The sequence below is a fragment of the Erwinia sp. JH02 genome (assembly GCF_013074405.1).
GTDB lineage: Bacteria > Pseudomonadota > Gammaproteobacteria > Enterobacterales > Enterobacteriaceae > Erwinia > Erwinia rhapontici.
This window is the reverse complement of the sequence record NZ_JABANZ010000015.1, coordinates 73611-90067: the sequence shown is the minus strand read 5'-3', so window position 1 is coordinate 90067 and position 16457 is coordinate 73611. Positions and strand designations below refer to the sequence as shown.

Sequence of the window (16457 nt, the reverse complement as noted above, 5' to 3'; positions counted from 1 at the left end):
GGCGTATATTACGCTTTCCTCCTTCGGAGTCAACTTCTTTTTGAGAAGTTTTTTCCGGCGGTTCAGATGCTTCCTGAACCTCCTGAGCCGCTGGCTGTAAGCCGTTGTGCCGTCTCAGTGGTTGCGCATTATAGGCAGTTTCCGACGAGTGACAAGTGTTTATTGCAATAAAATGACTGAGCGCGTTATTTTTCAGCGAAGCGCGTTTTTTTACTGCGATTTGTTCGGTAATTCAGCAAATTCATGGGCAAAACGGGCCACTTGTTGCCAGTCGGTATACTCCACTTCTTTACTGGCATCGGTTTCTCCCTTTGTCATACGCATAATCAACTGGATCATGATGCGATCGAAGAAACTGTAGCGCGGATACCGCAGCGCGCCCGCAAAGACAGCACAGCAGTCAGGCTCCCACGGCGACTGAATCAAAAACTTTCGAGTATAAGCATTGGTCTGCGGTGTACGCTTCTCAGGCTTACGTGCCGTCAGGTTTACCGAGAAAAAACCACTTGAACGCTGCTGCAGTGCATTAAGGTGTGTTTTCACAAATTTGGCCACCGCTGGATGGAAGTGACCATAACGAATAGAAGCACCAATCATCACCCGATCGTACTGCGCCCAGTCAATCTCGTTAATAAGCTGGATGTTGAACACATCACACTCCCGAACCTCCTTTAGCTGGTTAGCTATATAGAAGGCAATCTCGCGGGTCTGCCCATCACGGCTGGAAAACAGGATTAACGCTTTCATTATTCCACTCTCACTTATTCACGCCAGAATGTCGGCGTAAACAAAACTAATAAGGTGAAGACTTCAAGACGCCCGAACAGCATCGTCAAAATCAGTATCCATTTGGCGGTATCATTCATTGAGGTAAAGTTGTCCGCCACCACACCAAGGCCCGGGCCAAGATTATTCAGCGTTGCTGCCACCGCCGCAAATGCAGAGAAGTCATCAACACCAGTAGCGATGATCGCCAGCATGCTGAGGATGAATACTAATGCATAGGCAGAGAAGAACCCCCACACCGCTTCAAGAATGCGTTCAGGCAGCGCACGGCTACCCAATTTAATGGTGTATACCGCATTAGGGTGTACCAGCCTTTTCAGTTCTCGCGACCCTTGCTTAAACAACAGCAGAATACGGATCACCTTCAGGCCACCGCCCGTCGAACCCGCACAGCCACCAATAAAAGCAGAACAGAGTAACAATACGGGTAAAAAGAGAGGCCAGCGCGCAATGCTGTCCGTCGTGAAACCTGCGGTGGTTGCCATCGATACCACCTGGAAGAAAGCCTGATTAATGGTCTGCATTCCTGTCTGATAGACATTATGAAACCACAGCACCAGAGTACAGATAATCACCAGTGTAATCTGTACGCCGATAAACATACGAAATTCAGGGTCACGCCAGTACACGCGTAAGTTGCGCCCGCTCAGTAACGAGAAGTGCAGGCCGTAGTTACAGCCAGAAATCAGCAGGAAGACGGCGATGATGGTATTAATAGTCGGACTATTAAAGTAGCCAATGCTGGCATCATGGGTAGAGAACCCCCCAATGGCGATAGTTGAGAAACTGTGCCCAATGGCATCAAACAACGACATACCCGCCATCCACAGCGACACTGCACAGGCAATCGTCAGCAGCACATAAATCAGCCAGAGCGTTTTCGCTGTTTCAGCAATACGCGGCCGCATTTTATTGTCTTTCAACGGGCCAGGCATTTCGGCACGGTAGAGCTGCATTCCCCCCACCCCAAGAATAGGCAGGATCGCTACGGCGAGTACGATGATCCCCATCCCCCCCAGCCACTGCAGCATCTGGCGATAAAACAAAATCGCCTTCGGCAATGCATCCAGCCCCACCAACGTGGTGGCTCCGGTGGTCGTCAGAGCGGAGAACGATTCGAAAAAGGCATCGGTCAGCGACAGATTAGGCTGCTCTGCGAAGATAAAGGGCATAGCACCCACACTACCCAGCACCGTCCAGAACAATACGACGATCAGAAACCCTTCCCGTGGCTTCAGCTCGCTCTTCTTTTTACGGTTGGGCCACCACAGTAACGTCCCAATCATCAGCGCCATGAAAAACGTCTGAGTGAATGCTCGCCCTGCCCCATCGCGGTAAATTAACGCCACCAGCCCGGGCACAATCATGGTGCCTGAGAACAAAATGACCAGTAAACCCACTATGCGGGTAATGGCGCGAAAATGCATTCTGCCGTTCCTTTCCTGACATGAAGTGTTATGTGAGCGAGGCTAAGTGCAAAGCGCCCCGGCTAAAGTCTGACAGATTTTGCCTGAAGCCCGCCACCTGCGCATGAGGCAGAGCCAGGTGAAGAGTAATGTTCTGTTGGAACTCAGTATGAATCAGCTGGCCATCAAAGCGTGCGACCATCCGTTCAATATCACCCAGTTGGGCATAATCGCAAATCAGGCTGAACTGCATCATGGGAACCTTGACCTTGCGGGGCAGTAATCGCAACGCCTGCTGCACGCCACCGCCATAGGCCTTGACCAGCCCCCCCGTTCCCAGCTGGATGCCGCCATAATAACGCACAACCACCGCCGTAATTTCGCCAATATTGTTACCCATTAACTGGGCCAGCATCGGTTTTCCGGCGGTACCGGACGGCTCCCCGTCGTCGGAGAATCCCAACTGTTGCGAATCATCGGGTGCCCCGGCAACGAACGCCCAGCAGTGATGCCGGGCCGTTGGGTGCTGCTGCTTGATCTGCTGTACGAATCCCCGCGCCGCCTCCACACCTTCGGTATGTGCCAGTAGCGTGATAAAGCGGCTTTTCTTGATCTCTTCGCTAAAGCTGAATAGTTCAGCCGGGATATCGTAAGCGTCCATCAGGCCAGATGCAGATCGCGAGTCATATTTTCTACGCCGTTGGTATGAATCACGACATTATCTTCAATACGAATACCGCCGTAAGGCTTCAGCGCATCAATTTTCGCCCAGTCAAAATGCTGGCTGAACTTACCGGCACGCCACGGCGCCAGCAGCGAGTCGATAAAGTAGATGCCCGGTTCAATCGTCAGCACCATTCCAGGCTCCAGCATGCGGGTACAACGCAGGTAAGGATACTGCGCAGGGGCGGCCAGATGTGTCCCCTGGTCATCCTGCATAAAACCTGCAACGTCATGCACCTGTAAGCCCAGCGGATGGCCGATGCCATGAGGCATAAAGGGCCCCGTAAGATCCTCTTTCACCATGGCTTCCGCGCTGATGCCATTCACCAGTTGGTGTTTCAACAACAGACTGGCGATACGGTAATGCATCTGCTGATGGTATTCGGTATAGCGCACGCCCGCTTTCATCGTGGCAATCAACGCCAGCTCTTCAGCGTTCATATCCCGGATCAACTGCGCATAGTCGCTCTTCTCATTAGCCGCATAGCTGCGGGTCAGGTCTGCCGCGTAGCCGTTATACTCGGCACCTGCATCGATCAGGAAACTGCGGCGCTGTTCAGGGAGCTGATGTTCGAGTTTAGTGTAGTGCAGCACCGCTGCATGTTCGTTAAGGGCAATGATATTGCCATAAGGAACATCGGTATCGCGGTGGCCGGTCGCGCTGAGATAGGCGACATTAATGTCGAACTCGCTCATACCCGACAGAAACGCTTCTTTCGCCGCACGATGACCGGTCACGGCTGTTTTCTGCGCCTGACGCAGGCAGTGCAGCTCATAACCCGTTTTATAAGCACGGTGATAATGCAGGAAGTCGATCACGCCCTGAGGATTAATCGCTTCGGCACTGAATCCAAGCTGAGTCGCTCGTGCAGGCACCGGGCCAATGTAGGCCACATTCTGGCGCTGCACAGGCAACTGCTGACCAATGTCATCCGCGCTTTTCAGGCCGACGATGTCAATTTCGCTCGTCCAAAAACTGTGCGGTAAAGGCTCAACGTTGTGCCAGTAATCAACAGGGGAATAGAACCACAGTTTCGGTTTGTTCACACCGTCGATCCACAGCCAGCAGTTTGGCACCTGAGTGACCGGCACCCAGGCTTTGAACTGAGGATTAACCTTAAAGGGATACGTGTGATCGTCGAGAAATACCGTCAGTAATTCCCCGGAATGAATCAGCATGGCATCAAGATTGTGCCGCGCCAGTACCTGCTGTGCGCGCTGCTGTAACGTTTTAACATGCTGCTGATAAAGCGTAACCAGTGACTCCATCTTCCTGTCTCCGTTATTACGAAATTGTCGGCATCTTACCACAGCCAGCAGGGGTATGGCGTTTTGCCGCAGTTGTGATCTTGTTTGCAAATCGACAACGTATCGTTTGCAAATAAGCAACACCAATCCCACACTCACGATCATCTGGTATGACCAGATCCCCTTATCGCGGCACAGGAGACACACATGCTCTACCAAGGCGAAACCCTATCCCTCGACTGGCTGGAAGACGGCATAGCCGAACTGGTTTTTGATGCGCCCGGCTCGGTGAACAAGCTGGATACACAGACGGTTGCCAGCCTCGGTGAAGCTATCTCGGTGCTGGAACAGCAACCCACCCTGCGCGGCGTTCTACTAACCTCGCGCAAAACGGCCTTTATCGTCGGTGCCGATATCACGGAATTCCTCTCACTGTTTATCGCCCCGGAAGAAAAACTGACAGCATGGCTGGGCTTTGCTAATAGCATCTTTAATCGGCTGGAAGATTTGCCTGTCCCCACCGTTTCGGCCATCCGTGGTTATGCATTGGGTGGCGGATGCGAATGCGTGCTGGCAACGGATTTCCGTATCGCGACTGCCGATACCCGCATTGGCCTGCCGGAAACGAAGCTTGGCATCATGCCAGGTTTCGGCGGTTCCGTGCGCCTGCCACGTCTGCTGGGAGCTGACAGTGCGCTGGAGATTATTGCCGCAGGTAAAGATATTGATGGCGCTCAGGCGCTGAAAGTGGGTCTGGTAGATGCTGTCGTGGCTGCGGATAAACTGGATGCCGCCGCATTATCCGTGTTGAAAGAAGCTATCTCCGGCCGACAGCCGTGGCGGGAACGCCGCCAGTGCAAGCTGGAAGCGCTAAAACTGAATAAAATCGAAGCCGCAATGAGTTTCACCACGGCCAAAGCTATGGTGATGCAAACCGCCGGGAAACACTATCCGGCCCCACTGACCGCCGTGAAAACCATTGAAGCCGCCGCACGTCTGGGACGTGATGAAGCACTGAAACTGGAAACGGCTGCGTTTGTTCCCCTGGCACGATCGAATGAAGCCCGTGCCCTGGTCGGGATTTTCCTTAACGATCAGGCGGTGAAAGCCAAAGCGAAGAAACTGACCCGCGACGTCGAAACGCCAAAACAGGCCGCCGTGCTGGGTGCCGGCATCATGGGCGGCGGCATCGCTTATCAGTCCGCCTGGAAAGGCGTGCCGGTTATCATGAAAGATATCAGCGACACATCGCTGACGCTGGGGATGAATGAAGCCGCAAAACTGCTGAATAAGCAGCTGGTACGCGGCAAGATTGATGGTCTGACGCTCGCAGGAGTCATCAGCACCATTCAACCCACGCTTCACTATACGGGGTTCGATCGGGTTGATGTGGTAGTAGAAGCGGTAGTAGAAAATCCGCAGGTGAAAGCGGCCGTACTGGCCGAAACAGAAAGTCACATTCGCCCGGATACGATTCTGGCATCGAACACCTCGACCATTCCCATCAGCCAGCTTGCTAAAGCACTCACCCGCCCGGAAAATTTCTGCGGTATGCACTTCTTCAACCCGGTGCCCCGTATGCCACTCGTTGAGGTTATCCGGGGAGAAAAAACCGCTGAAAGCACCATCGCCAAAGTGGTGGCCTGGGCCAGCAAAATGGGCAAGACACCGATTGTCGTCAATGACTGTCCAGGATTCTTTGTGAACCGCGTGCTGTTCCCCTACTTCGCTGGCTTCAGTCTGCTGCTGCGCGACGGCGCCGACTTCCGTCAGGTTGATAAGGTGATGGAAAAACAGTTCGGCTGGCCAATGGGCCCCTCGTGGCTGCTGGATGTGGTAGGCATCGATACAGCGCATCATGCGCAACGCGTTATGGCAGAGGGCTTCCCGCAACGTATGAAGAAAGAGTACCGGGATGCCATCGATATCCTGTTTGAAGCAAAACGCTACGGCCAGAAAAACCAGCAAGGATTCTGGCGCTGGGAAACCGACAATAAAGGTAAAGCGAAAAAGGTGACGGATGCCGAAACCGATCGTTTGTTGCAGACCGTGTGCCAGCCTAAACGCGTGTTCAGCGATGAGGAAATTATCGCGCGCATGATGATCCCCATGATTAACGAAGTGGTTCGCTGTCTGGAAGAAGGCATTATTGCCAGTCCGGCGGAAGCCGATATGGCGCTGGTGTACGGCCTTGGCTTCCCACCGTTCCACGGCGGCGCGTTCCGCTATCTGGACACCCTTGGCAGCGATCAGTTTGTTGCTCAGGCTGAACCGCTCACTGTACTCGGTCCGCTTTATCATCTGCCGGACGGGTTACGGGATAAGGCAGCGCAGGGCGGAAGCTGGTATCCGCTGGCGGTTCCCCTGAATGATCTCTCTTTGAAAACGGCGTGAGGAAATCAAAATGGAAAAAGTTGTGATCGTTGATGCCATTCGCACGCCAATGGGACGTTCGAAAGGTGGCGCATTTCGCCATGTACGTGCCGAAGACCTTTCAGCTCATCTGATGCGTAGCCTGCTCAGCCGCAATTCTGCGCTGGACGCCGCGTTGCTGGATGACATCTATTGGGGTTGCGTTCAGCAGACGCTGGAACAGGGATTTAATATTGCGCGTAATGCGGCTCTGCTGGCGGAAATCCCTCATAGCGTGCCCGCGACCACCGTCAACCGCCTGTGTGGCTCGTCGATGCAGGCACTGCACGATGCCGCACGCGCCATTATGGTGGGCGATGCCCGCGCCTGCCTGATTGGCGGCGTAGAACACATGGGTCACGTACCGATGAATCACGGCGTCGACTTCCATCCCGGGCTGAGCCGCAATGTCGCGAAAGCGGCGGGAATGATGGGCCTGACGGCTGAAATGCTGGCAAAAATTCACGGTATCAGTCGTGAGATGCAGGATCAGTTTGCCGCGCGATCCCATCAGCGCGCCTGGGCAGCAACGGAAGCCGGGCATTTCGCCAGTGAAATTGTGTCTGTATCCGGGCATGACGCCGATGGTGTATTAAAACGCTATGACACCGATGAAGTTATTCGCCCGGATACCACCGTGGAAAATCTGGCAGCATTGCGCCCGGCATTTGATCCAGTGAACGGTACCGTGACGGCGGGCAGCAGTTCAGCACTCTCCGACGGCGCAGCCGCCATGCTGGTGATGAGCGAGTCACTCGCACGGGAGTCTGGCCTCACACCGCGAGCCCGGATCCGCGCAATGGCCGTTGTCGGCTGTGACCCGTCAATTATGGGGTACGGTCCTGTTCCGGCATCACAGCTGGCGCTGAAACGTGCCGGGCTGAACGCCAGCGATATCGGTGTGTTTGAATTGAATGAAGCCTTTGCGGCACAAACCCTGCCCTGTATTAAGGATCTGGGGTTAATGGATCAGCTCGACGAGAAGGTGAATCTGAATGGCGGCGCGATTGCATTAGGCCACCCACTGGGATGCTCAGGAGCGCGTATCAGCACCACACTGCTTAATCTGATGGAACGACGGGATGCGCAATTTGGCCTTGCCACCATGTGCATCGGGTTGGGACAGGGGATCGCAACGGTGTTCGAACGCGTTTAGCTTTCAACACGGGTAAAAACAAGGGGCAGCCAGGCTGCCCCTTACTATCAGATAAAGGCAAAAGCATCGCCAAACATGCGCGATTCCTGTGCACCACGTTCAGCACAGAAGCGTTCACGGGCGATTTTAGCCATCTCAAAACGACCAGCTATGTAGATATCGTGATCGGCAAGAGAGCCATAATCCTGCATGACAGCGGTCAGAACGGTGCCATTACGGCCGGTAAAGCCCTCTTCAGGTTGCTCGACCACCGGAATAACGCTCAGGTTCGGGTGCTTAATCGCCAGGGCGTTCAGTTCATCCAGATCGTACAGGTGTTTCAGCTCGCGCCCACCCCAGTAGATCGCAATATGGCGATCCGGCTGCTGCGACAATGCTGTCAGCAAAATGGAACGCGCATAGGAGAAACCTGTGCCGCCAGCAATCAATACCAGCGGACGTTCGCCCTCTTGTAGCCATGCATCACCATGAGGAATATCAACGGTGATCTGACGCTGCTGTTGGATACGTTCCATTACGGCCATCGCATAGAGGTTCAGCTCAGAGGCACCAATATGCAGCTCAATAATGTCTTTTTCCATCGGCGTTGATGCCAGTGAGAACGGACGTTTGTCGTTTTCATCCATCACCACCATCAAATACTGACCCGCCTGGAAGCTAAAATCAGCTTCAGGGATCATTCGTACGCGGTACACGGTATCGGTAATAGCCTCTACTGAGGTCACTTTACAGCTTAAGGTTGTCATGCGTTCCCTCTGTCGGGTCGTCATTATCATTTGACCGCCAGCGCTTCATCGCGCTGGTGTATCACTCAAGATGCCTAACTCATCCCAGATCGCATCAATACGTGCAGTAACGGCAGGGTCCTTACGGATTGGCGTACCCCACTCGCGCTGGGTTTCACCCGGCCATTTATTGGTCGCATCAAGCCCCATTTTTGACCCCAGACCCGAAACAGGCGAGGCAAAATCGAGGTAGTCGATCGGTGTATTTTCAATCAGCACGGTATCACGGGCCGGATCCATACGCGTGGTGATCGCCCATATGACATCATTCCAGTCTCGGGCATTAATGTCATCATCGCAGACGATAACAAATTTGGTATACATAAACTGACGCAAGAAAGACCAGACACCCATCATGACGCGTTTGGCGTGTCCGGCATACTGTTTCTTAATCGTCACCACGGCAAGACGGTATGAACACCCTTCCGGTGGTAAATAGAAATCCACAATCTCCGGAAACTGTTTTTGCAGGATCGGCACAAACACTTCATTCAGCGCGACACCCAGTACCGCAGGTTCATCCGGCGGACGCCCGGTAAAGGTAGAATGATAAATCGCATCACGGCGCTGCGTAATATGCGTGATGGTGAACACCGGGAAGTTATCCACTTCATTATAGTAACCAGTGTGGTCACCGTATGGACCTTCCGGTGCCATTTCACCCGGTTCAATGTACCCCTCCAACACAATTTCTGCACTGGCAGGGACTTCCAGATCGTTGGAAACGCACTTAACCACTTCGGTTTTCGTGCCGCGTAACAGCCCGGCAAAAGCATATTCCGACAGAGTATCCGGCACTGGCGTGACGGCCGCGAGAATGGTGGCCGGATCGGCACCCAGCGCAACAGAGACGGGAAAACGTTCGCCCGGATGCTGCTGGCACCAATCCTGGAAATCCAGTGCGCCGCCACGGTGTGAGAGCCAACGCATGATCAGTTTGTTTTTACCAATCACCTGCTGACGATAGATGCCTAAATTCTGGCGTTCTTTCAGCGGGCCGCGCGTCACGGTCAGACCCCAGGTCACCAGCGGTGCTGCGTCGTCTGGCCAGCATTTCATCACCGGAATACGGCTGAGATCGACATCATCGCCCTGCCAGATTTGTTCCTGGCAAGGTGCACTGCGCAGCCGTTTGGTCGGCATGTTCAGGACCTGCTTCCACTGCGGCATTTTATCGAAGAAGTCGCGGAAACCACGCGGCGGCTCAGGCTCCTTAAGGAAGGCCAGCAGGCGGCCAACGTCACGCAGTGCTTTAACATCCTCCTGGCCCATGCCCAGCGCCACGCGGTCCGGGGTACCAAAGAGATTGCAAAGGACTGGCATGCTGTAACCTTTCGGGTTTTCAAACAGCAGAGCAGGACCACCGGCACGCAGTGTGCGATCGGCAATTTCAGTCATTTCCAGATCGGGATCGATCTCATGTTTGATGCGTTTTAATTCCCCACGCTGTTCAAGCAGAGAAAGGAAGTCGCGTAAGTCGTGGTATTTCATGACTTTCCATCAGTACGGTCAGTGAGTCGGCCATTATAGTGCCGATCCATCGCTCAGGGTAAATTTTGTTGCAACGTTTAGCCTCTTGCGCACGGCAAAACACAGCGGACTCGCTTATTAGAATAAGGCTGATCTACCGTGCATAATAAGGATACGACACAGGTGTAAGGCGACAAGTTGATTCGATAATAACGGCGAATTCAGCGTTATCGTATGACGGAGTACCCTGTGAGCCAGGGGGATGAAACAGACTGATGCCGCCAATCTCGCTATATCTCTCAGAGCGATTTTGCTATTCTTATCGGACAGATAATTGGAAAGTGATGTTATGGAATCCTGGTATTTACTTTACTGCAAACGAGGTCAGTTACTGCGCGCAAAAGAACACCTTGAGCGCCAGGCCGTGCATTGCCTCAGCCCGATGATTGCTTTAGAGAAAACAGTGCGCGGTAAACGTACCCAGGTGAATGAACCGTTATTCCCTAATTATCTGTTTATTGAGTTCGATCCTGAATCCATTCACACCACAACCATCAGCGCAACGCGTGGGGTCAGCCATTTTGTCCGTTTTGGTACCCAGCCCGCCACCGTCCCGCTGGATGTGATTGTCGCGTTGCAAAGCCCTATCGAAACCGTCGTAGAAAGTGAGCTGCCGCAGCCAGGCGATACGGTAATTATTACCGAGGGTGCATTTGAAGGGTTGCAGGCGATATTCACTGAACCTGACGGTGAAGCCCGATCTATGCTGCTACTGAACCTGTTAAATAAACAGGTGGTACGCAGTGTGGGCAACCGCCAGTTTCAGAAGCTGTAATACGCATCATTCAGAGGCAAAAATAGCCCCAGGGCGTCTCACAGACCAAACAGTTTTCGTGCGTTTAACGCCGTTTGCTCTGCCAGTTCACCCGCATCTTCCCCACGCAGTAGTGCCACCTGTTGAACAATATGCGGTAAAAAACAGGGTTCATTGCGGCGCGATGCCGGACGTGGGTGCATATCACGCGGGAGCAACCAGGGCGCATCCGTTTCCAGCAACAGACGTTCTGCCGGGATCAACGGCATCAACTCGCGCAGCGCCTGTCCTCTTCGCTCATCGCACACCCATCCGGTAATTCCGATAGATAATCCCACTGCCAGACAGGCTTCCAGCTCTTCACGTGTCCCGGTAAAGCAGTGCAATACAGCCGCTGGTAGCTTAGGTAACCACGGCGTCAGGATCGCAATAAACCGCTCATGGGCTTCCCGGCAGTGCAGAAACACAGGCAGTGATAATTCGGCGGCCAAAGCGAGCTGGGCTTCAAAGGCGTAAGCCTGCTGTTCCGGCTCAGAAAAGTTACGGTTAAAATCGAGGCCACACTCCCCAATAGCGACAACCCGCTCGTTTTCTGCCAGTCGACGCAGCGTAGCAGCCGTTTCTCCCGACCACTCGCTGGCATGATGGGGATGAACGCCAGCGGTTGACCAGCAATACTTCGGATGCTGCTGTGCAAGGCTGCAAGCCTGCTGACTTTCCAGCGCATTGGTGCCCGTAATCAACATGCCGGTGACACCCGCTTCACGCGCACGTTTAACGACTTTTTCGCGATCTTTCGCGAACTGCGTGCTGGTCAGGTTTACACCAATATCAAACATAGTCTCTTCCATACAGTAACCGCCCTGACGGGCGGTTAATTTATTCAGATTGTTCTGCCGGTGGCAGCCGTTCGCGCATCGTTACTCCGATTCCGCGTCCTGTACTTCGTCTTCATCATCTCGACGGTTTTTACCCACGTAGAAGCGGGAAACAAAAACACCGACTTCAAACAGGCAGTACATCGGAATGGCCAGCAACGTCTGGGAGAAGATATCCGGCGGCGTCAGTAACATGCCCACGACAAATGCACCTACCAGCACATACGGGCGCTTCGCACGCAAATCTTCTGGCGTTGTTACCCCGGTCCAGCACAGCAGAACGATAGCAATCGGTACTTCGAACGACACACCAAATGCCATAAATAACGTCATCACAAAATCGAGATAGTTATTAATGTCGGTGGCAATCGTCACTCCCTGGGGCGCGGTCTTGGCAAAGAAACTAAACGCCAGCGGGAAGACAATAAAGTAGGCGAAAGCCATCCCCAGGTAGAATAGGAATGAACTGGAAAACAGCAGGGGCATAACCAGCCTGCGTTCATGGCGATACAACGCGGGCGCCACAAAAGCCCACACCTGGTAGAGGATAACCGGCACTGACAGGAACAAAGAGACAATGATTGTCAGCTTAATCGGTGCCAGAAAAGGAGAGGCGACATCCGTAGCGATCATACTGGCCCCGGCGGGCAATTGCTTGATCAATGGCGCCGAGACAAGTTGATAAATATCGTTGGAAAAATACACCAGGCACAGAAAAATGGCCAGAACAGCAATAATGCTGTTCAACAGGCGCTTACGTAGCTCAATCAGATGACTGATAAGCGGTTGGGTATCATCAACAGCCATATTTAACGTTCATCGCCTGGTTGTAGGGGTGGCACGGGTGCACGCGGAGCGGAAGACGCTGGCGGCTGTTTCGATTCAGATGGCATTGACGAGGCAGATTGCGTCACCGTGACAGGTGCCTGTGCAGGCGCACTTGCCTGGTGATCCGCTGCCGCTGGCGTGGCACCATCATGCGATTCTTGCGGATCTTTCACCAACGGATTATGGATAGTATGAGCTTCGTCATCCGCTTTTTCATTTTCGCCCAAGTAGGAGCGCTTCATTGAATCAGCCGTCTGTTTCAGCTCATCGACCGTCGCTTTCAGTTCAGGGGAGAGACTGTCTTTGCTGGCCTGTTCAATTTTTTTCAGGCCGTCCTGCAGTTCCTGAATTTTCAGTTCCTGGGCCAGCTCATTCTGAACGCTGGTTGCCAGAGAACGCATTGCGCGAATCCAGCCCATCACCGTTCTGACTGCAACAGGTAAACGCTGCGGACCCAATACCACCAGGCCAATAACGAATACCAGTACCAGTTCACCAAAGCCTATGTCGAACACGGATTACACCTTGTCGTTCTTGACGTCTTCTTTCTTCGCTTCAGTCTGCTGCGGTTCAGCCAGTTTGGCATTGAAGTCAGCATCATCATGAGCATGGTTTTTTTCTTTGTCGTCTTCATCGCTCATGGCTTTTTTAAAGCCTTTGATCGACGAACCGAGGTCAGAACCCAGTGAGCGCAGTTTTTTGGTGCCAAACAACAGAATCACCAGTACCGCGATGATCAACAAGTGTGGAAGTGTAATACCCATGATTACCTCTGATAACAATAAGTGATGCGGATTTCGAGTATATAACAGCTTATGTCTTACTTACGATGCGCAAACCTTGCCCCTTGCGCAATAAACTGCCTATTTACCTTTCATGACAATCAGTTTGTTCTGCGCCAGCCCACCAGCCAGGCAACAACGCCTGCGGCCATCAGCCCGGCAGAGAACATATCCCATTCAGGACGTGACAGCAGGATTGCCGTCCCACTGAGCAGCAATGTAGCACCGACACCAAACAGATAGCGCGACTGATGCTGCTTTGCACGCTCTCCTTTCAGATCGTTAGCCAGGCGATCAACACTGTGGCGCAAATGCTTATGCTGACGCAGGCTGTCATAAAATAGCTCTGGCAGCTCAGGCAATTTTTCTGCCCAGAACGGCGCTTTTTCTTTCAACGCACGCACAATGGCAGGAATCCCTACCTGGTCTTTAATCCAGTCTTCCAGGAAAGGCTTGGCCGTTTTCCACAAATCCAGCTGTGGATAGAGCTGGCGACCCACCCCTTCAACGTACAGCAAGGTTTTTTGCAGCAGAACCAGTTGAGGCTGCACTTCCATATTAAAGCGACGTGCCGTGTTGAACAGGTTAAGTAGCACATGTCCGAACGAAATTTCGGCCAGCGGTTTCTCAAAAATCGGTTCGCACACTGTGCGAATGGCGAATTCGAAATCTTCCACATTGGTATCGGGCGGCACCCAGCCGGAATCCACGTGCAGCTCGGCCACCTTACGGTAGTCGCGATTAAAGAAGGCAATGAAATTCTCTGCCAGATAGCGTTTATCTTCTTTGTTCAGAGAGCCAACAATACCGCAGTCAATGCCAATATATTGCGGATCTTCCGGATGTTCATAGCTGACGAAGATGTTACCGGGGTGCATATCCGCATGGAAAAAGCTGTCACGGAACACCTGGGTAAAGAAGACCTGTACGCCACGCTCGGCCAGCAGCTTCATGTTGACGCCATGCTGCTCCAGCGTCACCACATCGGAGATGGGAATACCGTAAATACGCTCCATCACCATCATATTTTCACTGCAGTAATCTGAAAAGACTTCCGGTATGTACAGCATCTTGCTGCTATCAAAGTTACGTCGCAGCTGGATAGCATTGGCGGCTTCGCGCAGCAGGTTCAGCTCGTCGAGCAGTGTTTTTTCATAGTCCGCCACCACTTCGCGTGGACGCAGACGGCGACCATCAGGTAACAAACGCGGCACCCAGCGCGCCAGGCGGTAAATCAATCGCATATCCGCTTTAATCACCGGCAAAATGTCCGGGCGGATCACCTTGATCACCACTTCACGGCCGTTCTCTTTCAGGGTTGCAGTATGTACCTGGGCGATAGAGGCAGAAGCCAGCGGGACAATATTGAAATCATCGAACTGGGTGTCGATAGGCGCACCCAGCGACTGTTCGATCAGTTTAAGCGCTTTAGCCCCATCAAATGGCGCGACGCGATCCTGCAACATCGCTAGCTGATCAGCGATCAACGGCGGAAACAGGTCCCGACGGGTCGACATCATTTGCCCAAACTTAATCCACACCGGCCCTAACTGCTCCAGAGACAAGCGTAAACGCTCGCCCAATGGCTTGTCTTTATGGCGGTTAGGCATCCAGAACAGGCATTTACGCCCCAGCCGTAACGGCAGAGTCAGGCGCATTTTCGGGATCAGTTCATCAAGACCGTAGCTGAGGAACACACGAATAATCAGATAGAGACGACGCAGTTCACCGAAGGTCATTTGACCTCCAGCTGGCTAAGGCGAGCATCTAACGCATCCAGCGAACGGGACAGCGCATCCACTTCTTCAGCAAACCACACCAGCTCAAGCGAACCCGGTGCCAGACGCCACTCTTCCGTCACCGTTTGTGACAGATAACTCTGTTTACGCTGCACATCACGGCGGACCGCGTTGAAACCACGTCGGGCGAACTGCGTGATGCCCTGGGCGGCGATATCACCGATCCAGGGCGCAAGATACTCTGCCGGGTCCAGTTCTGCCAGGTCCAGCAGGGCCGAAAACTGCTGCACAACCTGAAGGTCACCTTCAACTTCCAGCTCACCGCTGCGAATAAGTGTCGTCAGTTGCTGCCGATCACGCAGTTTTGACAGCGTGGCAAAGCGCGTCTTCACCGTACAATCCGGTGTATCACTCCATTCGCCAATCACGTCCACCTGCTGTTCACTGAAAATGAAGATAATCGGCTGCTTGAGCTCGGCCAGCACGATCGCCAGGCTGCGACCATTGAGACGTTGACGCGCCGCCTTAAGGCCACGATCGCGGTACAGCAAATGGTTAAGTGCGGTCTCCAGACTGGCGGTTAATAGCGGCGTTAATGTCATTCGTTTCCCTGCTTAAAACTTAAATCCGCGGTGCAAGGCAACAATGCCGCCCGTCAGATTGTGATACGTGGTGTTTTCAAAGCCAACGTCATTCATCATCTGTTTCAGAGTGTCCTGATCGGGATGCATACGGATGGACTCTGCCAGATAGCGATAGCTGCCTGCGTCTTTCGCGACCATTTCACCAATGCGCGGCAAAATATGGAATGAATAGGCATCGTACGCTTTGCTCAACGGTGCGAACTGCGGCTTGGAAAACTCCAGTACCAGCAAACGCCCACCCGGCTTCAGCACACGGAACATGGACGCCAGCGCTTTTTCTTTTTCAGTCACATTACGCAGACCGAAAGCGATAGTGATGCAGTCAAAATAGTTATCAGGAAACGGCAGTGCTTCGGCGTTGGCCTGCACATAATTCACGTTGCCGATAATGCCTTTATTGCGCAGCTTTTCACGGCCCACTTTCAGCATTGAGCTGTTGATATCGGCCAGCACGACTTCACCGGTTTCACCCACCAGGCGCGAGAATTTCGCCGTGAGGTCACCCGTGCCACCCGCCAGATCGAGAACGCGTTGCCCACGGCGCACGCCGCTGGAATCAATGGTAAAACGCTTCCAGATGCGGTGAATGCCGAATGACATCAGGTCATTCATCAGATCATATTTGGCCGCAACGGAATGGAAAACATCAGCAACCATATCGGCCTTTTCGTCTTTCGCAACGGTGCGGTAGCCGAAGTGGGTTGTGTCCTTTGATTCATCTGCCATTTGTTTTGCCTGCTCTACAATCAAATATTTGCCAAGTGTACCAGAGTCACGCAGGCCAGG

Annotated in this window: 16 protein-coding genes; 3 read left to right on the top strand and 13 right to left on the bottom strand. The window is 53.2% G+C overall.

The annotated features are described in order from the left end of the window. Nucleotides 1–210: 210 nt before the first annotated feature. From hemG to pepQ, 4 genes are read right to left on the bottom strand one after another with little or no spacing between them, the layout of a single operon-like run. Nucleotides 211–747 carry a menaquinone-dependent protoporphyrinogen IX dehydrogenase gene (gene hemG / locus HHI26_RS23485; protein ID WP_133846811.1) on the bottom strand — a complete coding sequence of 179 codons (537 nt, stop codon included), beginning with the start codon at nt 745–747 and terminating at the stop codon, nt 211–213. A gap of 14 nt (nt 748–761) precedes the next feature. Next, nucleotides 762–2213, bottom strand: coding sequence for a Trk system potassium transporter TrkH (gene trkH / locus HHI26_RS23480; RefSeq protein WP_133846812.1), 1452 nt, complete (start codon nt 2211–2213; stop codon nt 762–764). Between the two features lie 28 nt (nt 2214–2241). After that, a complete protein-coding gene (locus tag HHI26_RS23475; protein ID WP_133846813.1) occupies nt 2242–2853 on the bottom strand; it encodes an IMPACT family protein in 612 nt (203 codons plus the stop codon). Further along, nucleotides 2853–4184, bottom strand: a complete 1332-nt coding sequence (gene pepQ / locus HHI26_RS23470; protein ID WP_133846814.1) for a Xaa-Pro dipeptidase — start codon at nt 4182–4184, stop codon at nt 2853–2855. Before pepQ ends, HHI26_RS23475 begins: the two co-directional genes overlap by 1 nt. Nucleotides 4185–4370: 186 nt before the next feature. Here pepQ and fadB point away from each other — a divergent pair, with 186 nt between their 5' ends. Together fadB and fadA are read left to right on the top strand one after the other, a co-directional pair. Continuing rightward, the gene (gene fadB, locus HHI26_RS23465) at nt 4371–6557 is read left to right on the top strand and encodes a fatty acid oxidation complex subunit alpha FadB (RefSeq protein ID WP_159338549.1); all 2187 of its coding nucleotides are present in this window, start codon (nt 4371–4373) and stop codon (nt 6555–6557) included. 10 nt (nt 6558–6567) lie between these two features. After that, a complete protein-coding gene (gene fadA, locus HHI26_RS23460; protein ID WP_133846816.1) occupies nt 6568–7731 on the top strand; it encodes an acetyl-CoA C-acyltransferase FadA in 1164 nt (387 codons plus the stop codon). 47 nt (nt 7732–7778) lie between these two features. On the opposite strand, the gene fre is transcribed toward fadA, so the two are convergent. Together fre and ubiD are read right to left on the bottom strand one after the other, a co-directional pair. Continuing rightward, complete coding sequence (fre, locus tag HHI26_RS23455) at nt 7779–8477, bottom strand: NAD(P)H-flavin reductase (RefSeq protein ID WP_133846817.1); 699 nt, start codon at nt 8475–8477, stop codon at nt 7779–7781. A gap of 45 nt (nt 8478–8522) precedes the next feature. After that, nucleotides 8523–10007, bottom strand: a complete 1485-nt coding sequence (ubiD, locus tag HHI26_RS23450) for a 4-hydroxy-3-polyprenylbenzoate decarboxylase (protein WP_133846818.1) — start codon at nt 10005–10007, stop codon at nt 8523–8525. A 328-nt stretch (nt 10008–10335) separates the two neighbouring features. Between ubiD and rfaH the strand changes: the two genes are divergently transcribed. Next, a complete protein-coding gene (rfaH, locus tag HHI26_RS23445) occupies nt 10336–10821 on the top strand; it encodes a transcription/translation regulatory transformer protein RfaH (protein WP_167864787.1) in 486 nt (161 codons plus the stop codon). Between the two features lie 38 nt (nt 10822–10859). Here the strand turns inward: rfaH and tatD are convergent, their stop codons facing one another. The 7 genes from tatD to ubiE form a co-directional block, all read right to left on the bottom strand. Continuing rightward, the gene (tatD, locus tag HHI26_RS23440) at nt 10860–11639 is read right to left on the bottom strand and encodes a 3'-5' ssDNA/RNA exonuclease TatD (RefSeq protein WP_133846820.1); all 780 of its coding nucleotides are present in this window, start codon (nt 11637–11639) and stop codon (nt 10860–10862) included. 81 nt (nt 11640–11720) lie between these two features. Next, on the bottom strand, nt 11721–12485 hold the full coding sequence (gene tatC / locus HHI26_RS23435) for a Sec-independent protein translocase subunit TatC (protein ID WP_133846821.1): 765 nt from the start codon (nt 12483–12485) through the stop codon (nt 11721–11723). Nucleotides 12486–12487: 2 nt separating this feature from the next. After that, a complete protein-coding gene (tatB, locus tag HHI26_RS23430) occupies nt 12488–13021 on the bottom strand; it encodes a Sec-independent protein translocase protein TatB (RefSeq protein ID WP_133846822.1) in 534 nt (177 codons plus the stop codon). 3 nt (nt 13022–13024) lie between these two features. Then, nucleotides 13025–13273 (bottom strand): twin-arginine translocase TatA/TatE family subunit, encoded by a 249-nt coding sequence (gene tatA / locus HHI26_RS23425; protein WP_133846885.1) that lies wholly within the window; start codon nt 13271–13273, stop codon nt 13025–13027. A 116-nt stretch (nt 13274–13389) separates the two neighbouring features. Further along, complete coding sequence (ubiB, locus tag HHI26_RS23420; protein ID WP_133846823.1) at nt 13390–15027, bottom strand: ubiquinone biosynthesis regulatory protein kinase UbiB; 1638 nt, start codon at nt 15025–15027, stop codon at nt 13390–13392. Further along, nucleotides 15024–15629 (bottom strand): SCP2 domain-containing protein, encoded by a 606-nt coding sequence (locus HHI26_RS23415; protein ID WP_159338547.1) that lies wholly within the window; start codon nt 15627–15629, stop codon nt 15024–15026. The genes ubiB and HHI26_RS23415 overlap by 4 nt, the downstream gene beginning before the upstream one ends. A gap of 12 nt (nt 15630–15641) precedes the next feature. Next, entirely contained in the window at nt 15642–16397 is a 756-nt protein-coding gene (gene ubiE, locus HHI26_RS23410) for a bifunctional demethylmenaquinone methyltransferase/2-methoxy-6-polyprenyl-1,4-benzoquinol methylase UbiE (protein WP_133846825.1), read from the bottom strand. Nucleotides 16398–16457: the final 60 nt, after the last annotated feature.